This window comes from Streptomyces sp. NPDC040718 (assembly GCF_055593565.1).
In genome coordinates this window covers 588,233-614,945 of the sequence record NZ_JBVIXO010000001.1, presented here as the reverse complement: position 1 = coordinate 614,945, position 26,713 = coordinate 588,233, and the positions used below count along the sequence as shown (strand labels likewise).

At 73.2% G+C, this 26,713-nt stretch carries 26 protein-coding genes; 15 read left to right on the top strand and 11 right to left on the bottom strand.

Going from position 1 to position 26,713, the window contains the following annotated elements; translation table 11 throughout:
• Nucleotides 1-9 precede the first annotated feature (9 nt).
• Nucleotides 10-1,281 carry a magnesium transporter MgtE N-terminal domain-containing protein gene (locus tag ACZ597_RS02780; RefSeq protein ID WP_405978736.1) on the bottom strand — a complete coding sequence of 424 codons (1,272 nt, stop codon included), beginning with the start codon at nucleotides 1,279-1,281 and terminating at the stop codon, nucleotides 10-12.
• A gap of 178 nt (nucleotides 1,282-1,459) precedes the next feature.
• Here ACZ597_RS02780 and ACZ597_RS02775 point away from each other — a divergent pair, with 178 nt between their 5' ends.
• Nucleotides 1,460-2,263 carry a hypothetical protein gene (locus ACZ597_RS02775; RefSeq protein WP_471324009.1) on the top strand — a complete coding sequence of 268 codons (804 nt, stop codon included), beginning with the start codon at nucleotides 1,460-1,462 and terminating at the stop codon, nucleotides 2,261-2,263.
• A 22-nt stretch (nucleotides 2,264-2,285) separates the two neighbouring features.
• Here the strand turns inward: ACZ597_RS02775 and ACZ597_RS02770 are convergent, their stop codons facing one another.
• The gene (locus ACZ597_RS02770) at nucleotides 2,286-2,798 is read right to left on the bottom strand and encodes a hypothetical protein (RefSeq protein ID WP_471324007.1); all 513 of its coding nucleotides are present in this window, start codon (nucleotides 2,796-2,798) and stop codon (nucleotides 2,286-2,288) included.
• Nucleotides 2,799-2,829: 31 nt separating this feature from the next.
• On the bottom strand, nucleotides 2,830-3,942 hold the full coding sequence (locus tag ACZ597_RS02765; protein WP_471324005.1) for a magnesium and cobalt transport protein CorA: 1,113 nt from the start codon (nucleotides 3,940-3,942) through the stop codon (nucleotides 2,830-2,832).
• A 377-nt stretch (nucleotides 3,943-4,319) separates the two neighbouring features.
• Between ACZ597_RS02765 and ACZ597_RS02760 the strand changes: the two genes are divergently transcribed.
• The 6 genes from ACZ597_RS02760 to ACZ597_RS02735 all read left to right on the top strand — a co-directional run bounded on the left by ACZ597_RS02760 (nucleotide 4,320) and on the right by ACZ597_RS02735 (nucleotide 10,263).
• Nucleotides 4,320-4,904, top strand: coding sequence for a suppressor of fused domain protein (locus ACZ597_RS02760; protein WP_470978092.1), 585 nt, complete (start codon nucleotides 4,320-4,322; stop codon nucleotides 4,902-4,904).
• A gap of 57 nt (nucleotides 4,905-4,961) precedes the next feature.
• Entirely contained in the window at nucleotides 4,962-5,600 is a 639-nt protein-coding gene (locus ACZ597_RS02755) for a DUF6758 family protein (RefSeq protein WP_471324003.1), read from the top strand.
• A gap of 239 nt (nucleotides 5,601-5,839) precedes the next feature.
• The gene (locus ACZ597_RS02750) at nucleotides 5,840-6,628 is read left to right on the top strand and encodes a GntR family transcriptional regulator (protein WP_471324000.1); all 789 of its coding nucleotides are present in this window, start codon (nucleotides 5,840-5,842) and stop codon (nucleotides 6,626-6,628) included.
• A gap of 85 nt (nucleotides 6,629-6,713) precedes the next feature.
• A complete protein-coding gene (locus tag ACZ597_RS02745; RefSeq protein WP_471323997.1) occupies nucleotides 6,714-8,156 on the top strand; it encodes an alpha/beta fold hydrolase in 1,443 nt (480 codons plus the stop codon).
• Nucleotides 8,157-8,729: 573 nt separating this feature from the next.
• A complete protein-coding gene (locus ACZ597_RS02740; protein ID WP_471323995.1) occupies nucleotides 8,730-9,596 on the top strand; it encodes a PHP domain-containing protein in 867 nt (288 codons plus the stop codon).
• 61 nt (nucleotides 9,597-9,657) lie between these two features.
• On the top strand, nucleotides 9,658-10,263 hold the full coding sequence (locus tag ACZ597_RS02735; RefSeq protein WP_471323992.1) for a MarC family protein: 606 nt from the start codon (nucleotides 9,658-9,660) through the stop codon (nucleotides 10,261-10,263).
• A 68-nt stretch (nucleotides 10,264-10,331) separates the two neighbouring features.
• Here the strand turns inward: ACZ597_RS02735 and ACZ597_RS02730 are convergent, their stop codons facing one another.
• The 3 genes from ACZ597_RS02730 to ACZ597_RS02720 form a co-directional block, all read right to left on the bottom strand.
• Nucleotides 10,332-10,484 (bottom strand): hypothetical protein, encoded by a 153-nt coding sequence (locus ACZ597_RS02730; RefSeq protein WP_007266367.1) that lies wholly within the window; start codon nucleotides 10,482-10,484, stop codon nucleotides 10,332-10,334.
• 95 nt (nucleotides 10,485-10,579) lie between these two features.
• A complete protein-coding gene (locus ACZ597_RS02725) occupies nucleotides 10,580-11,452 on the bottom strand; it encodes an alpha/beta fold hydrolase (RefSeq protein ID WP_471323989.1) in 873 nt (290 codons plus the stop codon).
• A 102-nt stretch (nucleotides 11,453-11,554) separates the two neighbouring features.
• Entirely contained in the window at nucleotides 11,555-13,507 is a 1,953-nt protein-coding gene (locus tag ACZ597_RS02720) for a DEAD/DEAH box helicase (RefSeq protein WP_471323987.1), read from the bottom strand.
• 450 nt (nucleotides 13,508-13,957) lie between these two features.
• Here ACZ597_RS02720 and ACZ597_RS02715 point away from each other — a divergent pair, with 450 nt between their 5' ends.
• A complete protein-coding gene (locus ACZ597_RS02715; RefSeq protein WP_471323985.1) occupies nucleotides 13,958-14,716 on the top strand; it encodes a ferritin-like fold-containing protein in 759 nt (252 codons plus the stop codon).
• Nucleotides 14,717-14,819: 103 nt separating this feature from the next.
• Here ACZ597_RS02715 and ACZ597_RS02710 read toward each other — a convergent pair whose 3' ends face one another.
• From ACZ597_RS02710 to ACZ597_RS02695, 4 genes are all read right to left on the bottom strand, one after another.
• A complete protein-coding gene (locus ACZ597_RS02710) occupies nucleotides 14,820-15,122 on the bottom strand; it encodes a hypothetical protein (RefSeq protein ID WP_471323982.1) in 303 nt (100 codons plus the stop codon).
• 127 nt (nucleotides 15,123-15,249) lie between these two features.
• A complete protein-coding gene (locus ACZ597_RS02705) occupies nucleotides 15,250-15,477 on the bottom strand; it encodes a DUF3107 domain-containing protein (protein ID WP_267032810.1) in 228 nt (75 codons plus the stop codon).
• A gap of 119 nt (nucleotides 15,478-15,596) precedes the next feature.
• On the bottom strand, nucleotides 15,597-16,235 hold the full coding sequence (locus tag ACZ597_RS02700) for a TetR/AcrR family transcriptional regulator (RefSeq protein WP_007266374.1): 639 nt from the start codon (nucleotides 16,233-16,235) through the stop codon (nucleotides 15,597-15,599).
• Between the two features lie 167 nt (nucleotides 16,236-16,402).
• A complete protein-coding gene (locus ACZ597_RS02695) occupies nucleotides 16,403-16,618 on the bottom strand; it encodes a hypothetical protein (RefSeq protein ID WP_471323979.1) in 216 nt (71 codons plus the stop codon).
• A gap of 132 nt (nucleotides 16,619-16,750) precedes the next feature.
• On the opposite strand from ACZ597_RS02695, the gene ACZ597_RS02690 reads away from it, so the two are divergent.
• The 7 genes from ACZ597_RS02690 (at nucleotide 16,751) to moeZ (ending at nucleotide 25,035) form a co-directional block, all read left to right on the top strand.
• Nucleotides 16,751-17,746 (top strand): alpha/beta fold hydrolase, encoded by a 996-nt coding sequence (locus ACZ597_RS02690; RefSeq protein ID WP_471323977.1) that lies wholly within the window; start codon nucleotides 16,751-16,753, stop codon nucleotides 17,744-17,746.
• Between the two features lie 4 nt (nucleotides 17,747-17,750).
• Nucleotides 17,751-19,133 carry a DUF3152 domain-containing protein gene (locus tag ACZ597_RS02685; RefSeq protein ID WP_471323975.1) on the top strand — a complete coding sequence of 461 codons (1,383 nt, stop codon included), beginning with the start codon at nucleotides 17,751-17,753 and terminating at the stop codon, nucleotides 19,131-19,133.
• Between the two features lie 230 nt (nucleotides 19,134-19,363).
• Nucleotides 19,364-20,968, top strand: coding sequence for a DUF3492 domain-containing protein (locus ACZ597_RS02680; RefSeq protein ID WP_471323972.1), 1,605 nt, complete (start codon nucleotides 19,364-19,366; stop codon nucleotides 20,966-20,968).
• Nucleotides 20,965-22,011: a hypothetical protein gene (locus ACZ597_RS02675; protein WP_471323969.1), complete on the top strand. Its 1,047-nt coding sequence runs from the start codon at nucleotides 20,965-20,967 to the stop codon at nucleotides 22,009-22,011. The genes ACZ597_RS02680 and ACZ597_RS02675 overlap by 4 nt, the downstream gene beginning before the upstream one ends.
• Nucleotides 22,012-22,042: 31 nt before the next feature.
• Nucleotides 22,043-23,050 (top strand): NAD-dependent epimerase/dehydratase, encoded by a 1,008-nt coding sequence (locus tag ACZ597_RS02670; protein WP_471323966.1) that lies wholly within the window; start codon nucleotides 22,043-22,045, stop codon nucleotides 23,048-23,050.
• Complete coding sequence (locus ACZ597_RS02665; protein WP_471323963.1) at nucleotides 23,038-23,793, top strand: spherulation-specific family 4 protein; 756 nt, start codon at nucleotides 23,038-23,040, stop codon at nucleotides 23,791-23,793. Before ACZ597_RS02670 ends, ACZ597_RS02665 begins: the two co-directional genes overlap by 13 nt.
• A gap of 63 nt (nucleotides 23,794-23,856) precedes the next feature.
• Complete coding sequence (moeZ, locus tag ACZ597_RS02660; protein ID WP_471323961.1) at nucleotides 23,857-25,035, top strand: adenylyltransferase/sulfurtransferase MoeZ; 1,179 nt, start codon at nucleotides 23,857-23,859, stop codon at nucleotides 25,033-25,035.
• Nucleotides 25,036-25,112: 77 nt separating this feature from the next.
• Here moeZ and ACZ597_RS02655 read toward each other — a convergent pair whose 3' ends face one another.
• Nucleotides 25,113-26,666 carry an alpha/beta hydrolase gene (locus tag ACZ597_RS02655; protein ID WP_471323958.1) on the bottom strand — a complete coding sequence of 518 codons (1,554 nt, stop codon included), beginning with the start codon at nucleotides 26,664-26,666 and terminating at the stop codon, nucleotides 25,113-25,115.
• Between the last annotated feature and the right edge of the window lie 47 nt (nucleotides 26,667-26,713).

Below are 26,713 nucleotides of genomic sequence, written 5' to 3'. Positions count from 1 at the left end.
CGCCCGCGCTCAGTGCCCACGCAGGGCCTCCTCGGAGTGGAAGTCCGTCTCCCGCCAGTCGTCGGGCAGCAGGTGGTCCAGCACGTCGTCCACGGTGACCGCGCCCAGCAGCGAACCGCTCTCGTCGACGACGGGCGCCGCGACCATGTTGTACGCGGCCAGGTAGCTGGTCACCGCAGGCAGCGAGGCGTCCGGGCGCAGCGGCGGCAGGTCCGCGTCCACCAGGGAGCTGACCAGGGTGAACGGGGGGTCCCGCAGCAGCCGCTGGAAGTGCACCGTCCCCAGGTACTTGCCCGTCGGCGTCTCGTCCGGCGGCCGGCAGACGTAGACCTGCGCGGCCAGCGCCGGCGACAGGTCGGACTTGCGCACGCGGGCCAGCGCGTCGGCGACGGTGGCGTCCGGGCGCAGCACGATCGGCTCGGTGGTCATCAGACCGCCCGCGGTGTTCTCCTCGTACGACAGCAGGCGCCGCACGTCGGCCGCGTCGTCCGGCTGCATCAGCGTCAGCAGCCGCTCCTTCTCCTCCTCCGGCAGCTCGGAGAGCAGGTCGGCCGCGTCGTCCGGGTCCATGGCCTCCAGGACGTCGGCGGCGCGCTCCTCCTTCAGCTTCCCGAGGATCTCCACCTGGTCGTCCTCGGGCAGCTCCTCCAGGACGTCCGCCAGCCGGTCGTCGTCGAGGGCGTTGGCCACCTCGGCGCGCCGCTTCGGCGTCAGGTGGTGCAGGACGTTCGCCAGGTCCGCCGGGCGCATCTGCTCGAAGGTCGCGACCAGGTTCTCGGCACCCTGGCCCTCCTCCTCCAGGGAGAAGCCGGTGACCGCCGACCACTCCACGGTCAGCGTCTCGCCGCGCCGGCGCAGTGCGCCGCCCTTGCCCTTGCGCACGAAGATCCGGTCGATCTCCCAGTCCCGGCGGGCCGGCAGCTGCTGGATGGCCACGTCCAGGACGGTGACCTCCTCGCCGCCGTCCACGAGGCGCACCCGCCGGTCCAGCAGCTCGCCGAGGACCAGCCGCTCGGTGGGGCGCTGCTCGAACCGCCGCATGTTGACGACACCGGTGGTGATGACCTGGCCCGACTCCACGCCCGTCACCCGGGTCATGGGCAGGAAGATCCGGCGCCGGCTGACGACCTCGACCACCAGGCCCAGCAGCCGGGGCGGACGGCCGCCGACCCGCAGCATCGCGACGAGGTCGCGGACGCGGCCGACCTGGTCGCCGTTGGGGTCGAAGACGGGCACACCCGACAGATGCGAGACGAAGATCCGCGGGGCGCCTGCAGCCATCCGTGCGCCTCCTAGAGCGTCCATCAACAGTCGTGCCGTGCCTCAGGCTAGCCCGTGGCGGGGGAAGGCGTCCTGGTGGGGCCGTCCGGCCGGGGTGTGTCCGGGGGTCCGCCGGGGCCGCGCCCCCGGACGGGTACGCTGCCTGCTGCCGCAGACCCCCGACGGAAGGCACACGCCCGTGACCGCCCACACCCCCGCCGTACGGCTGCGCCGGGCCGCCTTCATCGGTGCCCTCTGCGCCGGCCTCGCCGTCGCCGGGACGGGCTGCGCGGAGAAGACGGACCCCGACAAGGGCACGAACGGCGTCGGCAAGCTCGCCGCCGACAAGATCGAGGGCCAGGCCAAGGCGGCCGCGACCGCGGCGAACTCGGTCCACCTGGCGGGCACGCTGGTCACCGGCGGGAAGACCTTCACCCTCGACATGCGGCTGAAGGCCGACGGCGGTTCCGGCGAGGTGAAGTCGGCCGAGGACACCTTCCAGCTGCTGCGGGTCGGCGAACAGCTGTACCTGAAGGCCAGCGCGGCCTTCTGGGGGAAGTCGGACTCGGCGGGCAAGCTCGGCGACAAGTACGTGAAGGTGCCCGAGGCCGACCCCTCTTACAAGCAGTTCCGCGGGTTCACCGACATGCACGTCCTGCTGGACGGGCTGCTCGGCCTCCAGGGCAAGCTCACCAAGGGCGCCTACACCACCGTCGGGCACACCCGCGCGGTCCCCGTCTCCGCGGACGCGGGCAAGGGCGGCAAGCTGTCGGTGTCCCTGGAGGGGACCCCGTACCCGCTGCTGATGGAGCGGGCGGGCGGCGCCGGCCGGGTGGAGCTGTCCGAGTGGGGCAAGCCCTTCCCGCTGGAGGCGCCCGCACCGGACCAGACCGTGGACTACGGCAGCCAGCTGCCGACCACCAAGGACGGCAAGGGCACCGCCCCCGGCGCATCCCCGGCGCCCTCGAAGTCCTCCGGCCAGGGCGCCGACCCCACGGGCTGAGCCCCGACGGCCGGGACGCCCCCTAGCGCTTGGCCTTCTTCCGCTTCAGCAGCAGCTTCGGCAGGCCCGCCGGGATCGGCCTGCGGGTGACGGCCGGGGAGCCCACCGGCCGCGCCGCCAGCGAACCGGTCGGCAGTCCGTCCGCCACGGCCACCGGCTCCAGGCGCAGCAGCCGGCACTCGCGGGCCCAGCGCTCCGTCATCCGCTCCGAGTCCGGCGCGTTCAGCCGCTTGCCCTTCAGCTCGGCGACGGCGGCCTCCCAGGACTCGCTGCCGGGCACGAGCTCCCGTACGTCCGCGGTCCAGGCCACGAGCCGGCCGCCCTTGTCCTTGCTGCGTACGGTCACCTCCGCCGAGGTGCCGTCGGTGAGCCCGGGGAAGGGCTGCTCGCCGGGGCCGTCGCCGAGCACGTGCGCGGCGCCGTCCACCCAGGCGTGCCACAGGGCCCGGTCGGCGCCGGTGCCGCGGACCCAGATCAGGCCGGACTTCTTGGAGGCCTCCTCGACGAGGGCCAGGTCGAGCGCGCTGAGAGTCATGCGCACAGCGTAGGCGGTGCGCTCCCGCCCGCTACAGCCAGCCGTTGCGCCGGAGGGTGCGGTGGATGGCGAAACAGCTGCCGACGATCGCGGCCATCACCAGGGGATAGCCGTACTTCCAGTGCAGCTCCGGCATGTGGTCGAAGTTCATCCCGTACACGCCGCAGATCATCGTCGGCACGGCGATGATCGCCGCCCAGGAGGTGATCTTGCGCATGTCCTCGTTCTGCGCGACCGAGGCCTGGGCCAGGTTCGCCTGGAGGATCGAGTTCAGCAGCTCGTCGAAGCCGATGACCTGCTCGTGCACCCGGGCCAGGTGGTCGGCCACGTCCCGGAAGTACTTCTGGATGTCCGGGTCCACCAGCCGCATCGGCCGCTCGCTCAGCAGCTCCATCGGCCGCAGCAGCGGCGACACCGCCCGCTTGAACTCCAGCACCTCCCGCTTGAGCTGGTAGATCCGGCCCGCGTCGCCGCCCCGGGCGACGCCCTTGGCGGGGGTGGCGAAGACCGCGCTCTCCACCTCGTCGATGTCGTCCTGTACCGCCGCCGCGACCGCGATGTACCCGTCGACCACGTGGTCGGCGATGGAGTGCAGCACCGCCGACGGGCCCCGCGAGAGCAGCTCCGGGTCGTCCTGGAGGCGGTGGCGCAGGCTCCGCAGGGAGCCCTGGCCGCCGTGCCGGACGGTGATCACGAAGTCGGGGCCCGTGAAGCACATCACCTCGCCGGTCTCCACCACCTCGCTGGTCGCGGTCAGTTCGGCGTGCTCCACGTAGTGGATCGTCTTGAACACCGTGAAGAGGGTCTCGTCGTACCGCTCCAGCTTCGGCCGCTGGTGCGCGTGCACCGCGTCCTCCACGGCGAGCGGGTGCAGCCCGAAGGTGGCGGCGATCCCGGCGAACTCGTCGTGGGTGGGCTCGTGCAGTCCGATCCAGGCGAAGCCGCCGTCCTCACGGACCCGGCGCAGGGCCTCACGGGGCGTCAGGCAGTCCCCCTGGGCGCGCCGGCCGTCGCGGTACACGGCGCAGTCGACCACCGCACTGCTGGCCGAGGGGTCGCGGGTGGTGTCGTAGCCGGGCTGTACGGGGGTGGACTTGCGCAGTGCCGGACGGACGGCGGCACGGAGGTAGGGCAGCATCGACATGGCAGGCTCCTTCTCGCGCACGGCTGCGGACCGTACGGGTGGGAGGCCCTCTGCGCACCGGGGGCGGGCAGCCCGGGGCCGGCGGAGGGAAACAGGACGGGAGGACAAAGTTCTGCCGTCGCTCTTCTGCTGATCAGAAGATCAAAGGTGGCTGGAGCCGCCCTTGACGGACGCCGAAGAGCGATTGGTACTGCACGATCGACTTCGGTCCATCGCAGCCCCACCTCCTCCGGCCGGTCCCCCGTGAGGGACGTCCTGTCGCCGGAGCCCTGAAACAACTCTTCTGAGTGCGGCCCCGACCAGCTGTCAACACTATCAGCCGACGGATGGTCAAGACCCGCCCTTTACCCGGCGGATACGAGTTCTATGCTCGCTGCATGGCAGAAATTCTGGCCCTCGTCGAAGCCCGGCTGCGCAGCACGCTCGGTGAACCCGACGCCCGCGCCTCCGTCACCTTCCTGGGCACCGACCGCATCGAGGTCCTCCGCTTCACCGACGGCGACCTCGTCCGGTACGCGACCCTCGGCATGTCCGCACACCCGATGACCGACCCCACCGCCGTCGTGGCCGACCCGGTGCGCGGCCCCCGTGCCGAACTGGTGCTGACCGTACGGGCGGGGCTCGCACCCACCGACAAGCTGCTGCGGCCGCTGGCGGTGCTGGCGGCCTCCCCGATGGTCGAGGGGCTCATCGTCGCCCCCGGAGCCTCGCTCGACGTCGGCGAACCGCTGTGGGACGGCGCCCCGTTCAGCTCCGTACTCGTCGCCGAGCCCGGCGGGCTCGTCGAGGACCTGGAGCTCGACGAGCCCATGGATCCCGTCCGCTTCCTCCCGCTGCTCCCGATGACGGCGAACGAGGCCGCCTGGAAGCGCGTCCACGGAGCCGCCGCGCTCCAGGAGCGCTGGCTCGCGCGCGGCACGGATCTGCGGGACCCTCTGCGTACGGCCGTCGCACTGGACTGAGCCCGGACGGGTGATCGCGTCTTGACGACGCCCCGGGCGGGGAGGAGCGTGCTTCTTATGAGGGGCGAACCGAGTTGCCCGAAGTGCGGTGGCCGGGTCCGTGCGCCCGGCCTCTTCTCCGACTCCTGGCAGTGCGCGGTGCACGGCGCCGTCCACCCGCTACAGCCTGTGATCCCGCCCAGCGTCGAAGGGCTGGAGGTCGTCGTCAACCGGGCGAACGTGCCCGTGTGGATGCCGTGGCCGCTCCCGGTCGGCTGGCTGTTCACCGGCGTCGCGAGCGCCGGTGACGACCGCAGCGGAGGCCGCGCCACCGCCGTGGCCTGCACCGGCCCGGGGCCGCTCGGCGGCCTCGGGGAGCTGCTGCTGGTCGCGGAGGAGCTCGGAGTGGGCCTCGGCTCCCGCTTCGCCGGCATCGACGCCCCCGATCCCGGCCCCTACATCAACGTCTCCGCCCCGCCGCACGCCAAGGTCGTCGCCGCGGGCCGCCCCACCCCGCTGTGGCACGTCAAGGGCGCCCCGGACGACCGCGCCGTCTTCGCGGGCGAGGCCCGCGGCCTGTGGCTGTGGGCCATCGTCTGGCCGGAACAGACGGGCCTCCTCATGTACGACGAACTCGTACTGACGGACCTCCGCGACGCAGGCTCGGAGGTCGAGCTCCTGCCGTGCGGGGCGCTGAGCCCGCGGATCCTGGGGTAGGGGGCCGGGGCTCGCGGCGGCGGGCCCGCCATCTCCCCCTCGACGGGGTGGGGGCCGGGCGGGGCTTGCCCACCGGCCCCCTCGTCTGCGGGCCGGTGGGGTGGTGAACGGGATCCCCTTGGGCGGGAGCAGGGAGGGGTTGGGGGTTTCCCGTCAGTCCCATCGTCCTTCCGTGTCGTGCCGGTCCCTCAAGGGCGCTCCCTGCGGTCGCGTCACTTCGTGATCGCCTTCGGCGACCCTTGACGGACCGACCCGCCCCGGAAAGCCGAAAGACTGACGGGAAGCCCCCAAAGGAACGGTCACGGGGGAGAGGAGCGAGAAGCGGCCGCGTCAGCGACGAGACGAGGGGCCGGGCGCCGGCCCACCGCGCATCCGGGCCCTCAGATGTCGTGGCCACCTACGACGTCGCCCGTGGGACCGCGCGCCAGGCCCTCGGCGTGCTCCAGGACGAAGGCCTCGCCGAGGCGCGGAAGGGTGCGGGTGTCTTCGTCCGGGCCTTCAGGCCTCTTCGGCGGCACGGCATCCAGCGCCTCGCGCGGGAGCAGTGGGGTTCGGGACGCTCCGTCTGGTCGACGGACAGCGAAGACCGAGAGGTCGTCGTCGATCAGGTCGAGGTGCGTGAAGAGCCGGCGAGCGGCGAGATCGCCGCAGCTCTCGGCGTTCCGGACGACTCTCCGGTCTGGTCGCGCAGCCGCCGGTTCGTGCTGGACGGCAAGCCGGTGCTCTTCGCGACGTCGTATCTGCCGTCGGAGGTCGTGGCCGACTCGGCCATCACCCGACCCGACACCGGGCCTGGTGGGACGTACGCGAGGCTGGCCGAACTGGGCCACGAGCCCGTGCACTTCCGTGAGGAGCTTCGGTGCCGCATGCCTTCCGCCGACGAGGCTGAACGGCTCACCCTTTCCATGGGGACACCCGTCATCCAGATCGTCCGCACCGCGTTCGCCGAGGACGGCCGGGCTGTCGAGGCCAACGAAATGACCCGGGACTCCGCTTCCTACGTCCTGGAGTACGACTTCGACGCCTAGGCCAAGGAGGGTGCGCACCAGGCGCGGGGGAGCGCCACCGAGGCGAACGACCACCGTCCACTCCGTTGCGCGTACTGTCGGCCGGATGACAGAGCACCACGCCCTCACGGTGAACGGCGTCCGGCTGGCGTACCAGGTGGCCGGCCCGGCCGACGGCGACCCGCTGCTCCTGCTGCCGGCGCTGGGCGAGACCGCGGACGACTGGGCCCTCGTACGGGACGCACTCGCACGGGACCGCCGGGTGTACGCCCTGGACCTGCGGGGGCACGGCCGGAGCGAGCGGACCGACGCGTATTCGCCGGAGCTGATGCGCGACGACGTGCTGGGATTCCTGGACGCCGTCGGCCTGGACCGCGTGGACCTGGTCGGCCACTCGATGGGCGGCGTGGTCGCGTATCTGGTCGCGCAGCACAGCCCGTGGCGGGTGGTCCGGCTGGTCCTGGAGGACGCCCCGCCGCCGCTCCCCCGCGAACCGGTCGCTCCGGTGCGGCCCGAGGGGGAGTTGGCCTTCGACTGGGCGATGGTGCTCGCGGTCCGGCCTCATCTGGACCGGCCCGACCCGTCCTGGCTGGAGGGCCTTTCCCTGATCACGGCCCCGACCCTGGTGGTGGGGGGCGGGCCGGACAGTCACATCCCGCAGGAGGCCCTCGCCGAGCTCGTCCGCCGGGTCCCGGACGCCCGGCTCACCACGATCCCGGTCGGCCATCTGGTGCACGCTGCCGCTCCGGAGGAGTTCACAGGGGCCGTCACCGCGTTCCTCGCCGACGTACCGGACGGCGAGATCGCCCGGCGCTGGCTCGCCGAGGACTGCATCACACAGACCGGGCCGGACGCCTGGTACGACGCGGAGCCACCCGCCGAGAACCTGACCGGGGAGGACCTGTGCAACGGGCTCGGTTCGATGGCCTTCACCGACGAAGGACTCGACCTGGCGGGCAGGTTGCGGGTGGCGCTCGGGCTGATGGACCTGCTCGGCGGTCACACCCTGGTGACCGGACAGGTCCATTCGGCGCATCTCGGGCCCGAGGGACCGCTGCCTGCGGAGCTGCTCTGGGGCGGCTACCGCCGGAGGCTCGAAGCCGTCCGGGAGTACCCGGCGATCACCGACTCGCTCTGGTTCGACTGGTTCGAGGTTTGGCATACCGCCGAGGAAGCCTTCGCCGAGGTGCTCGGCAACGACCGCGACCGGCTGCTGCCCGGCGCCCCGGAGCCTCTGCTGCGCCGGGCGCGCCGCGTCCTGGAGACTTCCGGCCCAGTGCCGTGGAAGGCCAAGGCCGCCACCTACGAGGCGGCGAGCCGGGTACCCGCCTTGCACCCGGCTGTCTTCCGGGCTCTGCTGACGAGCTACCACGACCTGTACGGGCAGCTCGAACCGGAGCCCGCGCTCGCCCTGCTGGACCGGCTGGACCTCCCCGCCGACACCGAGCACCTGGCACCGCTGAGGCGGGTTCTCGCCGCGGGACATCGCAACCACTACCGCAGCCCCGAGGCCTGGCGGGCGGAAATGGCGCGGAGTCCGCGGACTTGAACGCCCCGTCGTCCTGCTGGTCGGACGCGTAGCGATCCGACCGCACCCATCCCCTTCCTGGGCTGCTCTGATCAACCTCCGGTGCGGGTATCCGCCCCGGACGGCCGTCGGACGCTGAGACATGGGGAGCGCGTGGCGATCCGGTGCGTCCGGGTGGTCTGCTGGGGGCTCTGATGAACCTCTCGTGCGGGTCGCCGCGCCCCCGGCCCGGGATCTCGACTCTTGAGGGCCCGGATGCCCGGCCGGCCAAGGCCCGGCCCCTCGCCTCATCGCTGAGGGACCCGCTCCCCTCCTCCTGCCCGGTGACCGTTCCTTTGGGGGCTTCCCGTCAGTCTTTCGGCTTTCCGGGGCGGGGCGGTCGGTCAAGGGTCGCCGAAGGCGATCACGAAGTGACGCGACGAAGGAGCGCCCTTGAGGGACCGGCACGACACGGAAGGACGATGGGACTGACGGGAAACCCCCAAACCGACTGTCAGGCCGCCCGAGGGGACACCGCTCCCGGCGGGACCGTCGCGCGTCCCGTGGGCGGTACCCTGGAGTGTCCCCCGTCCGCGTGAACCCTGGAGTCCGGCTGTGCGCATCGACCTGCACGCCCACTCCACCGCTTCGGACGGCACCGACACCCCCGCCGAGCTGGTGCGCAATGCCGCCGCGGCCGGGCTGGACGTGGTCGCGTTGACCGACCACGACACCGTCGGGGGATACGCCGAGGCGATCGCCGCCCTGCCCGCCGGGCTGACGCTGGTCACCGGCGCCGAGCTGTCCTGCCGCCTCGACGGCGTCGGGATGCACATGCTGGCGTACCTGTTCGATCCCGAGGAGCCCGAGCTCGCCCGCGAGCGGGAGCTCGTACGGGACGACCGCACCCCCCGCGCGCAGTCCATGGTGGGCAAGCTCCAGGCGCTGGGCGTGGACGTCACCTGGGAGCAGGTGGCCCGGATCGCGGGGAAGGGCTCGGTCGGCCGCCCGCACATCGCGACCGCGATGGTCGAGCTGGGGGTCGTCCCCACCGTGTCCGACGCGTTCACCGCGGACTGGCTCGCCGACGGCGGCCGCGCGTACGCGGAGAAGCACGAGCTCGACCCCTTCGACGCCATCCGCCTGGTCAAGGCGGCCGGCGGGGTCACCGTGTTCGCGCACCCCGCCGCCGTCAAGCGGGGCGAGTGCGTGCCCGAGTCCGCGATAGCCGCGCTCGCGGCCGCCGGCCTCGACGGCATCGAGGTGGACCACATGGACCACGACACCGCCACCCGCGCCCGGCTGCGCGGACTGGCCGGGGACCTCGGTCTGCTGACGACCGGCTCCAGCGACTACCACGGCAGCCGCAAGACCTGTCGTCTCGGGGAGTACACGACCGACCCCGAGATCTACGGCGAGATCACGCGCCGCGCGGCGGGGGCCTTCCCCGTGCCCGGCGCCGGTGGAGACGCCCGCGCGTAAGCGCCGCGCCCACACGTCCCCCTCCCGCTTTTGGTAACACCCCTCACTGCAAGGCATCACTGTGTTTGATTTCGCCGTCTTCGGATCCCTTTTTCTCACGCTTTTTGTGATTATGGACCCCCCGGGGATCACGCCGATCTTCCTCGCCCTGACCTCCGGCCGTCCCGCGAAGGTCCAGCGCCGCATGGCCTGGCAGGCCGTCTGCGTGGCCTTCGGTGTCATCGCCGTCTTCGGCCTCTGCGGCCAGCAGATCCTGGACTACCTGCACGTCTCCGTCCCGGCGCTGATGATCGCCGGTGGTCTGCTGCTCCTGCTGATCGCGCTCGACCTGCTCACGGGCAAGACCGACGAGCCCAAGCAGACCAAGGACGTCAACGTGGCGCTCGTCCCGCTGGGCATGCCGCTGCTGGCCGGTCCCGGTGCGATCGTGTCCGTCATCCTGGCCGTGCAGAAGGCCGACGGGTTCAGCGGCCAGTTCTCCGTCTGGGCCGCGATCGCCGCCATGCACGTCGTGCTGTGGCTGACGATGCGCTACTCGCTGGTGATCATCCGGGTCATCAAGGACGGCGGCGTCGTCCTGGTCACCCGCCTCGCCGGCATGATGCTCTCCGCCATCGCCGTCCAGCAGATCATCAACGGCGTGCTCCAGGTCGTCCGCGGCGCCTGAGCCCCGCCGGCCCGTACGGCAGGCGAACGCCCCCGCACCGGATCGGTGCGGGGGCGTTCGCGAAATCGTCAGGAGGACGCACTCTCGGCCGGTCGGATCAGGATGCGCTGGCCGATGGCGGCCGCCTGCTGCACGATCCGGTTGACGGAGGCCGCGTCCACGACGGTGCTGTCCACGGCGGTTCCGTCGACGTCGTCCAGGCGCAGAATCTCGAAGCGCACGGCTTCTCCCTTCGTCGGTGTTCTCCTTGCACAGGGGTCAACAGGGGCCGCACCAGAAACATTCCCTACGCTAAGGAAATTTTTTCCTTAGCTAACTACCGGCCGCTCAAGGATCGCCAGAAGCCGACTAGGGCACCCGCCGTGACCTGCGGGTTCTCTGCGTTGGGGGAGTGCTCGGCGCCCTCCACCACCACGCGGGAAGCAGCCAGCCGGACGGCCATCTCGTCCATCAGCCGCACCGGCCAGGCGTAGTCCACGACCCCGGACAGCACCAGCTTCGGCAGCGGCACCGCCGCGAGCTCCGCCACCCGGTCGGGTTCCGAGATCAGCACCCGCCCGGTCGTGATCAGCTGCTCCGGAACGGTGCGCAGCCAGCGCTCGTGCAGGAACGCGGCCAGCTCGGGGGAGTCCGGCTCCGCGTCCGCCGGGTCCTGGGCCCGCATCGCGGCCCACACCGTTTCCATGCATGTGGCGGGCGCGGTCTCCCGCAGCTCCTCCAGCGCCATGACCAGCAGCTTCGTACGGGCCTGCTGGTCCTCGGCGATGGCGGCGGGCCCGCTGCTCAGCAGGGTGAGGGAGGCGAAGGGGGAGGCGTCGCGCAGCACCGCGGCGCGCGAGACCAGCCCGCCGAGGGAGTGCCCGACCAGGTGGAGCGGGCCGGAGTCCAGCGCCGCGGCCTGCGCCAGCACGTCGAGGGCCAGCTCCTGGAGTTCGTACGCGGCCTCCTCGTGCGGGCCGGGGCTCTCGTACTGGCCGCGCCCGTCCACGGCGACCACCCGGTAGCCGGCGGCGGCGAGCGGCTCCAGCAGGGCGATGAAGTCCTCCTTGCTGCCCGTGAACCCGGGGACCAGCAGGGCCGTTCCGCGTACGGGCCGACCCGCCTCGTGCACGGCGAACTCGCCACGGGTGGTGGTCAGGCGGTACGCACGGGCGACGGACGGCAGGGTGAGGCGCGGCGGCTTGCTCATGGCCCGAGGTTACCGGTCCGTAGCGGGCGTCCGGGTACGGGAACGGCCCCGGCCCCCTCGAAAGGGGACCGGGGCCGTCCTGCGGGCGTGCGCCCGGCCGGGTCAGCGGAACCGGCGGGTGGTCCGGGCCGGCTCCGACGGCGGGGCCATCTGGAAGTCCGGCTCCGGCACGGCGGCGACGGCCGGCTTGCGGGTCCGGGTCCGGCGGGGCGCGGGCGCCTCGGCGACCGCACCGCGGACCACGTCGGGGATCGGCGTGGCCACGGGCTTGCGGGTCGGGACCCGGCGCGGCTTGACCGGCGCCGCCTCGGCGGCGGCGACCGGAGCCTCGGCCGCCACGGCCTCGGCCGCGGGGGCCTCCACCACGGCGGCGGCCTTGCGGGTCCGCGTCCGCTTCGGCTTGGCCGGGGCCTCCTCGGCCACCGGGGCCTCGGCGACCGGCGCCTCGACCACGACGGCTTCGGCGGTCTTGCGGGTCCGGGTGCGCTTGGGCTTGACCGGGGCCTCCTCGACCACGGCCGGGACCTCGACGACGACCTCCGCGACCGGCGCCGCGGCGACGGCCGGGGCCTCGACCACGGCGGCCTCCGCCACGGCGGCGACGGCCGAAGCGGTCACCCGGGTCCGGCGGCGGCGCGGCCGACGCGGCTCGTCGTCGGCGGGAACCTCGACGGCCGGTGCCTCGGCCACGGCCGGGGACTCGACGTCCGCCTCGGCGCCCAGGTCGGCACCGCCACGGGTGCGGCGGCGCTGGCGCGGCGTACGGGTACGCGCGGGGCGCTCCTCCGTCACCACGGCGGCGGCAGCGGCGCCGCGGCCGCCACGGCCACCGCGCCCGCCGGTCTCGCCCAGGTCCTCCAGCTCCTCGGCCTTCAGGCCGGCCCGCGTGCGCTCGGCGCGCGGCAGGATGCCCTTGGTGCCGGCCGGGATGTTCAGCTGCTCGAACAGGTGCGGGGACGTGGAGTACGTCTCCACCGGGTCGTGGAAGTCCAGCTCCAGCGCCTTGTTGATCAGCTGCCAGCGCGGGATGTCGTCCCAGTCGACCAGGGTGACGGCGGTGCCCTTGTTGCCCGCGCGGCCGGTGCGGCCCACGCGGTGCAGGAAGGTCTTCTCGTCCTCGGGCGTCTGGTAGTTGATGACGTGGGTCACGCCCTCGACGTCGATGCCGCGCGCGGCGACGTCGGTGCACACCAGCACGTCGACCTTGCCGTTGCGGAACGCGCGCAGCGCCTGCTCGCGGGCGCCCTGGCCCAGGTCGCCGTGGACGGCGCCGGAGGCGAAGCCGCGGCGCTCCAGCTGCTCGGCGATGTCGGCCGCCGTGCGCTTGGTGCGGCAGAAGATCATGGCGAGCCCGCGGCCCTCGGCCTGCAGGATGCGGGAGACGAGCTCCGGCTTGTCCATGTTGTGCGCGCGGAAGACGTGCTGCGTGATGTTGGCGACGGTGGCGCCCTCGCCGTCCTCGGAGACGGCGCGGATGTGCGTCGGCTGCGACATGTAGCGGCGGGCCAGGCCGATGACCGCGCCCGGCATGGTCGCCGAGAACAGCATCGTCTGGCGCTTCGCGGGAAGCAGGTTCATGATCTTCTCGACGTCGGGCAGGAAGCCCAGGTCGAGCATCTCGTCGGCCTCGTCCAGGACGAGGGCCTTGACGCGGGACAGGTCGAGCTTCTTCTGCCCGGCCAGGTCCAGCAGGCGGCCCGGGGTGCCGACGATCACGTCGACGCCCTTCTTGAGGGCCTCGACCTGCGGCTCGTACGCGCGGCCGCCGTATATGGCGAGGACGCGGACGTTGCGGACCTTGCCCGCGGTCAGGAGGTCGTTGGTGACCTGGGTGCACAGCTCGCGGGTCGGAACCACCACGAGGGCCTGCGGGGCGTCGGTCAGCTGCTCGGGCTTGGCCCGGCCGGCCTCGACGTCCGCGGGGACGACGACCCGCTCCAGCAGCGGAAGGCCGAAACCGAGCGTCTTGCCGGTTCCGGTCTTCGCCTGGCCGATGACGTCCGTGCCGGAGAGGGCGACGGGGAGGGTCATCTCCTGGATCGGGAAGGGGGACACGATGCCGACGGCTTCCAGGGCCTCGGCGGTCTCGGGAAAGATCCCGAGTTCTCGGAACGTAGTCAGGGTGCTGCCTCTTCTGTGAGACGCGGCGCGAGGCGGCGAGGGGGGTCCTACCGTGCCGGGCTTGCAGTACTGCTGTGTACATACAAAGCTGCGCGGGACCACTGGCCTTCGCTCAAGCGCTTCTGCCGCTGAGGGGGCCCCTCGTGCGGACCGGTGCGCATGGACGCACCACCACACAGAGGGCGGTCGGGTGGAGCCGATCGGGCCACCGACCGGGCATCCTCATTCGGATGGCCCGCCGAGTATTCGGCAGGCGCATTACCACTGTACCCCGGAATCGCGCAGGTGTGTCGGGTGAATTCACCGGGTAGGCGTGTTTACGGGGGCCGACGGTGCTCAGGTGTGGTGACTTGTGCGGCCTTTCGGCGGGCTATTGTGCGGAGCATGTCGACCGTAGAAAACGCATCTCCCGCCGACGACGACGCCCAGGAGCAGCCGCAGGGCATCGCCGCCCAGGACTGGGCGACGGCCTCCGCCTCCCCCCAGTACCGGGCCGCCGTCGTGGACCTGCTCGGCGCGCTGGCGTACGGGGAGCTCGCGGCCTTCGAGCGCCTGGCGGAGGACGCGAAGCTCGCGCCCACCCTGGGTGACAAGGCCGAGCTGGCGAAGATGGCCTCCGCCGAATTCCACCACTTCGAGCGGCTCCGGGACCGCCTCGCGGCCATCGACGCCGAGCCGACCGCCGCGATGGAGCCCTTCGCCAAGGGCGTGGACGACTTCCACCGCCAGACCGCCCCCTCCGACTGGCTGGAGGGCCTGGTCAAGGCCTACGTCGGTGATTCGATCGCCAGCGACTTCTACCGCGAGGTCGCCACCCACCTCGACACCGACACCCGCGCCCTGGTCGTCGGCGTCCTCGACGACACCGGCCACGGCGGCTTCGCCGTGGAGAAGGTCCGCGCCGCGATCGAGGCCGACCCGCGCTGCGGCGGCCGGCTCGCGCTGTGGGCCCGCCGGCTGATGGGCGAGGCCCTCTCGCAGGCGCAGCGCGTGGTCGCCGAGCGCGACGCGCTGTCCACCATGCTGGTCGGCGGCGTCGACGGGATGGCGGCCGGCTTCGACCTGGCGGCCGTCGGCGAGATGTTCACCCGGATCACCAAGGCGCACACCAAGCGCATGGCGGCCCTGGGCCTCGCGGCCTGAGTCCCGCCCCGGCGTTCACGGAGGCACGCGGGTCGGGGGCGCTTCCCCCGGCCCGTCCGCCGCACCGCGGGGGCGTACCGCTCCAGCGGGGCGCGAGGTCCGCTCAGCTGCCCGACGAGAGCGAAAACGGAGCGCGCCGGGGAGACCTCCCGGAACCCGCGGCGGGTCGCAGCAGCAGCGACAGCACGACGGCGGAGACACCGACGCCGCCCAGCAGCGTCGCGAACAGGGTGTTGTGCCCCGGACCCAGCGACATGTGCGTCAGGTATGCCCCGAACAGGGCGCCGACCACCCCGCTGACCAGCACCGTTCTGGTGGAGGGCAGCCGCTTCGCGAGGAGCCGCGAGGCGGCGGCGGCCAGTGCGAGGCCGAGCAGACCGGAGCCGAGCGCCTCCATCAGCAGCATCTGGTCACTCCCATGCGTCAGGGCAAACCGGGTCACTGCGGTCCTACCCGAAGCGGAAGAAAGGGAAACGGCCCGGCGGAACCATCCGCCGGGCCGTTTCCTTCGTTGCTCGGTGCCTCGAAGAGCGTCAGAGCGCCCCGAAACCGACCTTGCGCACGCTCGGCTCGCCCAGGTCGACGTACGACAGGCGGTCGGACGGCACGAGGACCTTGCGGCCCTTGATGTCGGTCAGGCTCAGCAGCGGCGCCGTACCGGACAGCGCGGCGGCCACGATGGCCTCCAGCTCCTCGGCGCTCAGGTCGCTCTCCAGCACGATCTCCCGGGGTGCGTGCTGCACGCCGATCTTGACCTCCACGGCTTTGTCCCTCCGACGGTCCGGTTCGCGCGATCAGCCGCGCCGTACCCGGTCCACATTAGCCCGGAGAGGGGACACGATCGGCTCACGGCGGACACGCTCGCAGCGAACAGCGCCGGTCAGGCCTCCGTGCCGTGCAGCGGGAAACCGGCGATGCCGCGCCACGCCAGCGAGGTCAGGAGCCCCACCGCCGTGTCACGGGCCACCGGGCTCTCGCTGGAGAGCCAGTACCGGGCCACGACCTGCGAGACCCCGCCCAGACCCACCGCCAGCAGCATCGACTCGTCCTTCGACAGGCCGGTGTCCTCGGCGATCACGTCCGAAATGGCCTCGGCGCACTGCAGCGAGACCCGGTCGACGCGCTCGCGCACCGCCGGCTCGTTCGTCAGGTCCGACTCGAAGACCAGCCGGAACGCCCCGCCCTCGTCCTCGACGTACGCGAAGTAGGCGTCCATGGTCGCCGCCACGCGCAGCTTGTTGTCGCTGGTGGACTCCAGCGCACCGCGTACCGCCTGGAGCAGGTTCTCGCAGTGCTGGTCCAGCAGGGCCAGGTAGAGGTCGAGCTTGCCCGGGAAGTGCTGGTACAGCACCGGCTTGCTGACGCCGGCGCGCTCGGCGATGTCGTCCATCGCCGCCGCGTGGTAGCCCTGCGCGACGAAAACCTCCTGGGCCGCGCCCAGCAGCTGGTTGCGCCGGGCACGGCGCGGCAGCCGCGTACCCCGCGGACGCGCTGCCTCGGTCTGCTCGATGGCTGTCACGCCGCCTCCCACTTTCTCTAAGAACACAGTGCGCTCTGCGCCGCGCCGCCATCGTACTTTTCGGTAACCGAATCTGGTGGGTTCAAGCCGAGTTTTCTCGCGGTACGGACCGCCCGGACACACGCCTGACACGCTGGTCAGCGCCCGTCGGGGCGGGGCGGCGGCGGTCAGCGGTAGTCCTCCTCGTCCAGGGGGACCACCCGGGCCTGCTCGGCGGCGTCCGCCTCCGGAGCCTCGCCCGGATCCAGGCCGACGAGGAGGTCGTCCTCCTGCGGCTGGATCTCGATGTGCTGCTCGGCGGCGTCCGCCTCCGGAGCCTCGGCGCCCAGGGCGTCCCGGAACCGCTCCCGGAAGGTGTCCGGCTCCGCGGGGTCGACAGTCATTCCGCTCCCCTCGCCTTCGCTCGTACTCACTACGAGCCTAGGAGGATCGGGAGTGCGACGCCAGACGGTCCTGTGACCGCGAACACAAGAGAACGCAAGGGGCCGGGCGTGATCGTCTCGTAACATTGGCCCATGTCTTCGACCGAGCCGCCGGGCGTCCGGTCCACCGCCGGAACGGCCTCCCAGGTGGGTGCCGTCCGGGTGGCCGAGGGGGAGCAGCTGCGCACCGTCGCGCTGCCGGGCCTGGAAATGAACGTACGTTTCCGGCCACCGCTGCGCGAGGGCCTGCCGCCCGCGCTCTTCGTGCACGGACTCGGCGGCTCCTCCCAGAACTGGTCGGCCCTCATGGAGCAGCTCGCCGGCGACGTCGACGGCGAGGCCGTGGACCTGCCCGGATTCGGCTGGTCCCCGCCGCCCTCCGACCGGGACTACTCGGTGACCGCGCTCGCCCGCGCCGTCATCCGCCACCTCGACGCCGCCGGGCGCGGCCCGGTGCACCTCTTCGGCAACTCCCTCGGCGGGGCCGTCTCCACCCGCGTCGCCGCCGTCCGCCCCGACCTGGTGCGGACCCTGACGCTCGTCTCGCCCGCGCTGCCCGAGCTGCGCGTGCAGAGGTCGGCCGTGCCCACCGCCCTGCTGGCGCTGCCGGGCGTGGCCGCGCTGTTCGGGCGCCTCACGGTCGGGCTGACGGCCGAACAACGCACCCGGGGAGTGACGGACCTCTGTTACGGGGACCCCTCACGGGTGACGGCGGACGGCTTCAGCGCCGCCGTCGAGGAGATGGAGCGTCGCATGGCGCTGCCCTATTTCTGGGACGCGATGACCCGTTCCTCGCGGGGGATCGTCGACGCGTACACCCTCGGCGGGCAACACGGACTGTGGCGCCAGGCGCAGCGCGTGCTCGCGCCGACCCTCCTCGTCTACGGTGGGCGCGACCAACTGGTCTCGTACCGTATGGCGCGCAAGGCCGCCGCGCACTTCCGCGGCTCGCGGCTGCTGAGCCTGCCCGAGGCCGGGCACGTGGCGATGATGGAGTACCCCGAGGTGGTCGCGGCGGCCTTCCAGGAGCTGCTGCGCGACACCGCCGGGCGGGAAACCGACCGAAGTACCGAAGACGGCAAGGGCTGAGGACGTGGGACGACATAGTCGCAAGGGCTCGGCCCCGGTCCGTCCGCAGCCGGAGCCCGAGGACACGCAGGCGCCGTACGAGCCGCAGGGGTACGCGGCCGACCCCTTCGGGGACGGGCTGTACACCCCCGACCCGTACGAGCCGGCACCCTCGTCCCACGCGCCCGGCCCGTACGCCGACCCGTACGAGCCCGCTCCGTACGAGGAGCCCTGGCCCGGTGACGCGCGCCGGGCAGGCGAGCCGACCGTCGTCCACCAGGGGTACGCGCCCCCGCGCGGCGCCCGCCCCGGCGGCCACCCCGAACACCGGGAAGCCGGCGGCGCCTGGGGCACCGCCCCCGCCCCGGCGCCCGCCGCCGTCTACGGGGACTGGCGCGGCACCTCCCGGACCGACGCCCCCCGGACCGACGCCCCCCGTGCCGCGGCCGCCCACGCCACCGCGGCGCCCGAGCCGGAGGCCGCCCCGCGCGACCCCTTCACCTCGACCGGTTCGCACCGCCGGGTGCCGGGACCCCGCAAGCCCGAGGCGGCCGCCGCCGCGCCCGCGAGCAGCCGCGGCACGAAGATCCGTACGTACACCGGGATGGCCGCGGCCGCCGTCACCACCGTGCTCGCCGTCGTCGTCGCCGGACAGGTGGCCGCCGACGGGGACTCCGGCACCGCCGCCCGCGCCGCCGGGGACGACGCCCCGCAGCGCACCCAGACCGACAGCTCCCCGGCCTCCCGCTCCGACGGCCGCCCCACCCCCTCCGTCCCGCCGGCCGCGGCCCCGGCCGCGCAGCCGGCGACGTACGAGCAGCAGATGGCGCAGCAGCTGCCCATCGACGCGAAGCTCACCGGCCCGGGGACCTTCGACACCGTGCCCGGCGTGGCCAAGGCCCCGGGCAAGGGGAAGCGGGTGCGCTACCGGGTCGACGTGGAGCAGGGCCTCGGCATGGACGCGCAGCTGTTCGCCGACGCCGTGCAGCGCACCCTCAACGACCCGCGCAGCTGGGCCCACGGCGACGCGATGACCTTCGAGCGGGTGCCGGGCGGCGAGGCCGAGTTCGTGATCACCCTGGCCAGCCCCGGGACCACCGGCGTCTGGTGCGCCAAGTCGGGGCTCGACACCACGATCGACAACGTCTCCTGCGACTCCGCGTCCACGGAGCGCGTGATGATCAACGCCTTCCGGTGGGGCCAGGGGTCGCAGACCTACGGCGCCGACCAGATGCTCGCCTACCGGCAGATGCTCATCAACCACGAGGTCGGACACCGGCTCGGGCACGGGCACGTCAGCTGTCAGACCCCGGGCGCCCTCGCGCCGATCATGCAGCAGCAGACGAAGTCCCTCGACATCGACAACATCCGCTGCAAGGCCAACCCCTGGGTGTACCCCGGGAATTGACCGACCGGTGTCGGCGGGCGGCCTGTTCCGAACGCCAGGAGGCCTTCGCGTAACGCCCTTCTTAGCGTGCTCGAACGCGAACCGTACGGGAAAGTTACGACTCTTCACCCCTTCCGGTGGCGCGACGGACAACCGTCCGTCGCGCCACCGGCGCATCCGCTTGAGTTCTCCCGCGGCGGGTCGCCGGACCGACGGCGACCGCCTGGAACGGGAGATCGGGGGTGCCACTCGTGCGGATCGGACTGGTCACGGAAGGTGGTTATCCGTATGCGGCGGGCGAGGCGAGGCTCTGGTGCGACCGGCTCGTGCGCGGGCTGCCCCAGCACGAGTTCGAGCTCTACGCGCTGAGCCGCACCGCCGGGCAGGAGGAGGGCGGCCGGGTCACGCTCCCGCCGCACGTCACCCGCGTGCGCACCGCCCCGCTGTGGGCCCCCGCGGACGACGGGCGCACGTACTCCCGCCGCGAGCGCCGGTACTTCACCGAGTGCTTCGCCGAGCTGGTCCGCGGGATCTGCGCCGGCGAGCCCGACGCCTTCGCCGCCGGACTGTACGGGCTCGCCGAACTCGCGCGGGACCAGGGCGGGATGTACGCGGCCCTGCGCTCCGAGACGGCCGTGCGGGCGGTCGAGGCCGGCTGCCGCGCCCCGGGCGGGGGCCGCGCCGTACAGGCCGCGCGGGTCCCCGACCTGCTGGAGTTCGTGGACGAACTGGAGCGCGCGCTGCGGCCCTTGTCGCTCGACTGGTACGAGGACGAGGACGAGGGCCTCGGCCGCGCCGACGTCTGCCACGCCGCCGCCGGCGGGGTCGCGGCCGTCCCCGGACTGCTGGCCAAACGCTTCTTCGGGGTCCCGCTGCTGGTCACCGAGTACGGCGTCCAGCTCCGCGCCCACTACCTGGAACAGCGCGAGGACACCCGGCCCGCCGTCCGCGCCCTGCTCGCCGCCTTCCACATCCGCCTCGCCGGGGAGATCTACGCCCGCGCGGACCTCCTCACCCCCGGCAACGCGCACGCCCGCCGCTGGCAGGAGCGGTGCGGGGCGCCCCGGGAGCGGCTGCGGACGGTCTACCCGGGCATGGAGGCGGACCGATTCGCCGCCGTCGGCGAGGACCCCGACCGCGGGGACCCCGACACCCTGGTGTGGGTCGGGCGGATCGAGCCGGCCAAGGACCTGATCGCCCTGCTGCACGCCTTCGCGGAGGTCCGCCGGGGCGCCCCGCACACCCGGCTGCGGATCTTCGCCTCGGCGGCCGCCCCCGGTTACCTGGCCGACTGCCGCTCGCTGGCCGCGCAGCTCTTCCCCGACGAGGCCGCCGACGCGCGGACCGTGGGGGAGAGCCCCGTCACCTTCGAGGAGATCGGCGGACCCGAGGCGCCCACGCCGGCCGACGCGTACGGGGCCGGGCGGATCGTGCTGCTGTCCTCGGTGATCGAGGGCTTCCCCATCACCCTGGCCGAGGCCATGTTCTGCGGCCGGGCCACCGTCTCCACCGACGTCGGCGCTGTTCGCGAGGTCATCGGCGGCACCGGGCTCGTCGTGCCGCCGCGCAACCCGCGGGCGCTGGCCGAGGCCTGCCTCGCGCTGCTGGAGGACCCCGAGCGGGCCCAGCGGCTGGGCGCGGCGGCGCGGGCCAGGGCGCTGGAACTGTTCACCGTCGAGCAGAACGTGGAGGCCTTCGGGGAGAGCTACTTGCGGCTGCTGGCCGGTGGTTCCGCACGGGGGGCGGGGGACGTGCCGTTCGCCTGGCCGGCGGAGGCGAGGGTGGCCGGGCCGTGGATCGGTCACGCGGGGGATGCGGGGCCGGCTCCCGCCTCGGCTACGGAGGTGCGGGCATGACCACCTCGGACATCGCGGGTGCGGCGCCGCTGCCGGGGGCTCTGCCCCCGGGCCCTCGCGCCTCCGACGCCGGCCAGGCTGGATTGGGCGGGGCCGAATTCGCCGGCGTCGGCGCTGACAGCGCTGGATCCGGCGGGGCCGGAGCCCGCCCCGCGGAGAAGCCGCGGCGGAAAGCCGCGGGGGATCCCGTCAAGGCGCTGTTGCACCGGCATCGGGAGCTGTGCGAGCGGGCCGTCGATCCGTTGGAGATCGCCGCAGGCCTGGAGGCGCACGGCATCACCGACCGGACCGCCACGCGCTTCCGGCACCGGGACGTGTTCGGCCTCGCCGAGGAGCTGTACGCCCGGACCCCGCGCGGCGAGGCCCCCGACGCCGCGCCCGTGCGGCCCCCGGCCGGGACCCGGGTGGTGCGCGGCTTCGGGTACGCCCTGCTGCCCGGCGCCCTCGCCCTCGGCGCGGCCGCCGCCGGGACACCGGGGGCCGGACCCCTCGCGGCGCTCCTCACCGCCGCCGCGCTCGTCTGGCCCGGCCGGAGCGCCGGGGGGCGCTTCCCCTGCACCGCCCACCTGCTGGCGGCGGCCGCCGTCGGCTGGGCCGTCCACCGGCACGGCCCGGCCCTCGGCGCCGCCCTCGCGCTGGCCGTCGCCCCCGGACACCTCGCCGGGGTCCTCTACGCCGCCCGGGCGCGCCGCCGGCTCGCCGGGAGCCGGGCCCTGGAGGACTTCGCCGCCGGGTCGCGACCGCTGCTCGCCGGGGTCCTCCTGCTGTTCACCGCGGCCGCCACGGGGGCGGCCGCGGTCACCGCGGCCTCCCCGGGGACGGCGGTGCCGTTCGCGCTGCTGCTGTTCCTGGCCCGGCTGCTGCTGCGGCACGGCGCGCACCGCACACCGGTGGCCGCAGCCCTGGCGCTCGCCCTGGTCCCCGACCCGGCGGCGGTCCTCGCGGCCGCGGCGGGACTCCTCGTACACGCCTTCCTCGCGCTGTCCCGTGCCTCCGCACACGCGCGTCACCGGCCCCACCGAAACCAAGGAGAAACAGCATGACCGGCCAGCCAATCGACCAAGGGGTTGCGCGATGAGGGTGCTGCTGATCGGAGCCAACGGATACCTCGGGCGCTACGTCGCGGACCGGCTCCTCGCCGACCCCGCCGTGCAGCTCACCGCGCTCGGCCGCGGCGACGACGCCGACGTCCGCTTCGACCTCGCCACCGGGAGCCCCGGCGCGCTCACCCGGTTCCTGGACGCCGTCCACCCGGGCGTGGTCATCAACTGCGCGGGCGCCACCCGCGGCGGCGCCCGGGAGCTGACCCGGCACAACACCGTCGCCGTCGCCACCATCTGCGAGTCCCTGCGCCGCAGCGGCTGCGGCGCCCGGCTCGTCCAGCTCGGCTGTGCCGCCGAGTACGGGCCCAGCCAGCCCGGCTCCTCCACGGCCGAGGACGCCGTCCCGAGACCCGGCGGACCGTACGGCGTCAGCAAACTCGCCGCCACCGAGCTGGTCCTCGGCTCCGGGCTGGACGCCGTCGTGCTCCGGATCTTCTCGCCCGTCGGCCCCGGCACCCCGGCCGGCTCCCCGCTGGGCCGGCTCGCCGAGGCCATGCGGCGGGCCATGCAGTCCGGGGACGGCGAGCTCAAGCTCAGCGGCCTCGGGGTGCAGCGCGACTTCGTCGACGTACGGGACGTCGCGCGGGCCGTCCACGCGGCCTCCCTGTCCGCCGCCCAGGGCGTCGTGAACATCGGCACCGGCCGCGCGGTCCGGCTGCGCGACGCGGCGGCCGTCCTCGCCCGGGTCGCCGGGTACGGCGGCGCCCTGCACGAGCTGGACGTACCGCACGGCGCCGACCGGCACGGGCACGGGCACGGCGGCCGGCCGCAGGGCCTCTCCGCGATCGGCTCTCCCCGCTCCGAGGCCACCCCCGAGCAGCTCGCCGCGACCCCCCAGCCGTACCCCTACCCCGACGGCTGCGGCGCCTGGCAGCAGGCCGACGTGCGCACCGCCCGGGACCGGCTCGGCTGGCGGCCCCGGATCAACCTGGAGGAGTCCCTCGCGGACATCTGGATGGAGGCGGCGTGCCGTATCTGACCACCCCGCCGGGGGCCACGGCGGCCGCCGCGACCGAGGCCGGCCGGCTCGGCCTGGGCATCCCCGGCTACGCGCACCCGCTGGTCGCCCCGGTGGAGTGGGCCGAGCTGACACGCCCCGGGACCCCGCTGCACTGGGCGGTGCTCAACATCACCGACGGCCCCGGCGGCCGCCCGGACCCGCACTGCACCGAGGCGGCGGCGAAGCTGCGGGGCGCGGGCGGCACGGTCCTCGGGCATCTCGCGATGCGGGACGGTTCCCGGTCCTTCGGGGAGCTGGTGTCCGACGCGCACCGCTTCCGCGACTGGTACGGCGTCGGCGGCTTCTACCTGGCAGGCGCCCCCGCCGGCCGGGCGGAGCTGCCCGCCGTGCGCCGGGTGACCGACGCCCTGCGGGGGCTCGGCGAGGGGCTGCGGATCGTGCTGGGCCACGGCACGCACCCCTACGAGGGCTATGTGGAGGCCGCCGACCAGCTGGTCACCTTCTCCGGGGCCTGGGCCGACTACCGCTGGTCGCAGGTGGCGGAGTGGACGGCCGACCACCCGCCGGAGCGGTTCTGCCACCTCGTCCACGGCGTGCCCCGCACCCACCTGGAGGAGGCCGTCCGCGTCGCCCGCTGGCAGGGCGCCGGAACCATCTGGTTCACCGACCGCCGCGGGACCCCGGACCGGGACCCCTGGGCGTCAATGCCCGCGTACTGGGACGAAATCGTCTCACGTATCGGACCGGGTGTCTCGGAATGAAGAAGGGCGTGGCAGTGTTACGGGAAGAACCACCGTTCAGACTTACCCATCTACGGAGTCCCCGTGTCGCTGCCACCCCTGGTAGAGCCAGCTGCTGAGCTCACCGTTGACGAGGTCCGTCGGTACTCCCGCCACCTGATCATCCCGGATGTCGGGATGGACGGCCAGAAGCGCCTGAAGAACGCCAAGGTGCTGGCCGTGGGCGCGGGCGGCCTCGGCTCGCCCGCCCTCATGTACCTGGCCGCGGCCGGCGTCGGCACCCTGGGCATCGTGGAGTTCGACGAGGTCGACGAGTCGAACCTGCAGCGCCAGATCATCCACAGCCAGTCGGACATCGGCCGCTCCAAGGCCGAGTCCGCCCGTGACAGCGTGCTGGGCATCAACCCGTACGTCAACGTGGTCCTTCACGAAGAGCGGCTCGAGGCCGAGAACGTGATGGAGATCTTCAGCCAGTACGACCTCATCGTCGACGGCACGGACAACTTCGCCACGCGCTACCTGGTCAACGACGCCTGCGTGCTGCTCAACAAGCCGTACGTGTGGGGTTCGATCTACCGCTTCGACGGCCAGGCCTCCGTCTTCTGGTCCGAGCACGGTCCCTGCTACCGCTGCCTGTACCCGGAGCCCCCGCCGCCGGGCATGGTCCCGAGCTGCGCCGAGGGCGGCGTGCTGGGCGTGCTCTGCGCGTCCATCGGCTCGATCCAGGTCACCGAGGCCATCAAGGTCCTCACCGGCGTCGGCGAGCCGCTCGTCGGCCGCCTGATGATCTACGACGCCCTGGAGATGCAGTACCGCCAGGTCAAGGTCCGCAAGGACCCCGACTGCGCGGTCTGCGGTCCGAACGCGACCGTCACCGAGCTCATCGACTACGAGGCCTTCTGCGGCGTCGTGTCGGAGGAGGCCCAGGAGGCCGCCGCCGGCTCCACGATCACTCCGAAGCAGCTCAAGGAGTGGATCGACGGCGACGAACCGATCGAGATCATCGACGTCCGCGAGAAGAACGAGTACGAGATCGTCTCGATCCCCGGCGCGAAGCTGATCCCCAAGGGCGAGTTCCTGATGGGCACCGCCCTCCAGGACCTGCCGCAGGACAAGCGCATCGTCCTGCACTGCAAGACGGGTGTCCGCAGTGCGGAAGTCCTCGCGGTGCTGAAGTCCGCGGGCTTCTCCGACGCGGTGCACGTCGGCGGCGGCGTCATCGGCTGGGTCCACCAGATCGAGCCCGAGAAGCCGGTCTACTAGAAGTGCCCTGCGAAGTGCCCTGAAGGGGGCCGTACCCGCCCGGCGGGTACGGCCCCCTTCCGCGTGCCCGGCCCGGCTCAGGCCGCCGTGCAGACCGTGCCGGCGCCCGGCACCTTCCCGTCCAGCAGGTACGCGTTCACCGCGCCCTGCACGCACTTGTCGCCGCTGTTGTACGCGCCGTGCCCCTCGCCCTTGTACGTCAGCTCCACGCCCACGCCCTTGCCCAGCCGCTCGGCCATCTTGCGCGCGCCCTCGTACGGGGTCGCCGGGTCACCGGTGTTGCCGATCACCAGGATCGGGGCGGCCCCGGGGGCCGACACGTCCGGGGTCTGCCAGGCGCCGGGCACCGGCCAGTCGGTGCAGCTCAGCATCGCCCAGCCGAGGAACTCCCCGAAGACGGGCGAGGCCGAACGGAACTCCGGCAGCCGGGCCTTGGTCTCCTCCAGCGTGTAGCGCTCCTTCGAGTCGGCGCAGTTGATGGCGGTGTTGGCCGCGCCGATGTTGCTGTAGCGGCCGTTCTGGTCGCGGCCGTTGAGGGCGTCGGACAGGGCCATCAGCAGCTGCCCCTGACCGCCTTCGGCCTCGTCCAGGCCCTGTTCCAGCAGCGGCCACAGCTCCTTGGAGTAGAGGGCCTGCGCGATGCCGTTGGTCGCCTGGGACTCGGTGAGCCGCCGGTCCCCGATGCCGGCGATGGGCTTGGCGGCCAGCTCCTTCTGCAGCTTGATGACGTTGGCCTCGATCTCCTTGGCGGTGCTGCCCTGGATCCGGCACTGGTCGCCGCGGTTCACGCAGTCCTGGGCGAAGTTGCCGAGGGCCAGCTGGAAGCCCTTCGCCTGGCCCAGCGCGCCCTGTTCGGCGTCCTTGGTGGGGTCCACGACGGCGTCGAAGACCGCCCGGCCGACGTTCTTCGGGAACAGGTGGGCGTAGACCCCGCCGAGTTCGGTGCCGTAGGAGATCCCGAAGTAGTTCAGCTTCTCGTCGCCGAGGGCCTGACGGATCCGGTCCAGGTCTCGGGCGGCGTTCTCGGTGCCCACGTACGGGAGCACCTTGCCCGAGTTGGCCCGGCAGGCCTGCTGGTACCTGCGGATGCCGTCGACGAAGGCCTTCTCCTCCTCCGGGGTCGTCGGGGAGGAGTCCTGCGCGTAGTAGGCGTCGAGCTGCTTGTCGTCCTCGCAGCGGACGGGGGCGCTGCGGCCGACCCCGCGCGGGTCGAAGCTCACCAGGTCGTACCGGGTGCGCAGGGCCTCGTACTCCTTGGCGGCGCCGGGCAGCGTGGAGATCCCGGAACCGCCGGGCCCGCCGAAGTTGAACACCAGCGAGCCGAGCCGCTTGGACTTGTTGCGGGCCTTCGCGCGGATCAGGGCGATGGGGATGGTCTCGCCCTCGGGTTCCGCGTAGTCGAGCGGTACGTCGAGCGTGGCGCACTGCCAGTCCTGGCCGGGCGCCTGCCCGCCGCCCTCGGCGGCCGTGGGCGCGTCGCACCCGCCCCAGGACAGGGGCTTGACCGGCTTGGCGGCTCCGGTACCGGTTCTCCGCCCTCCGCTGTCGCCGCCGTCGGAACAGGCGCCGGTGGTGAGCAGCGTGGCGGCGAGCGCGGCGGCGGTGGTGGCCCGCAGGACGTTTCTCGGCATGCCCCCATCCTGTGGGCGCGCCCCCGCCCCCGCCCCCGCGCTGACCC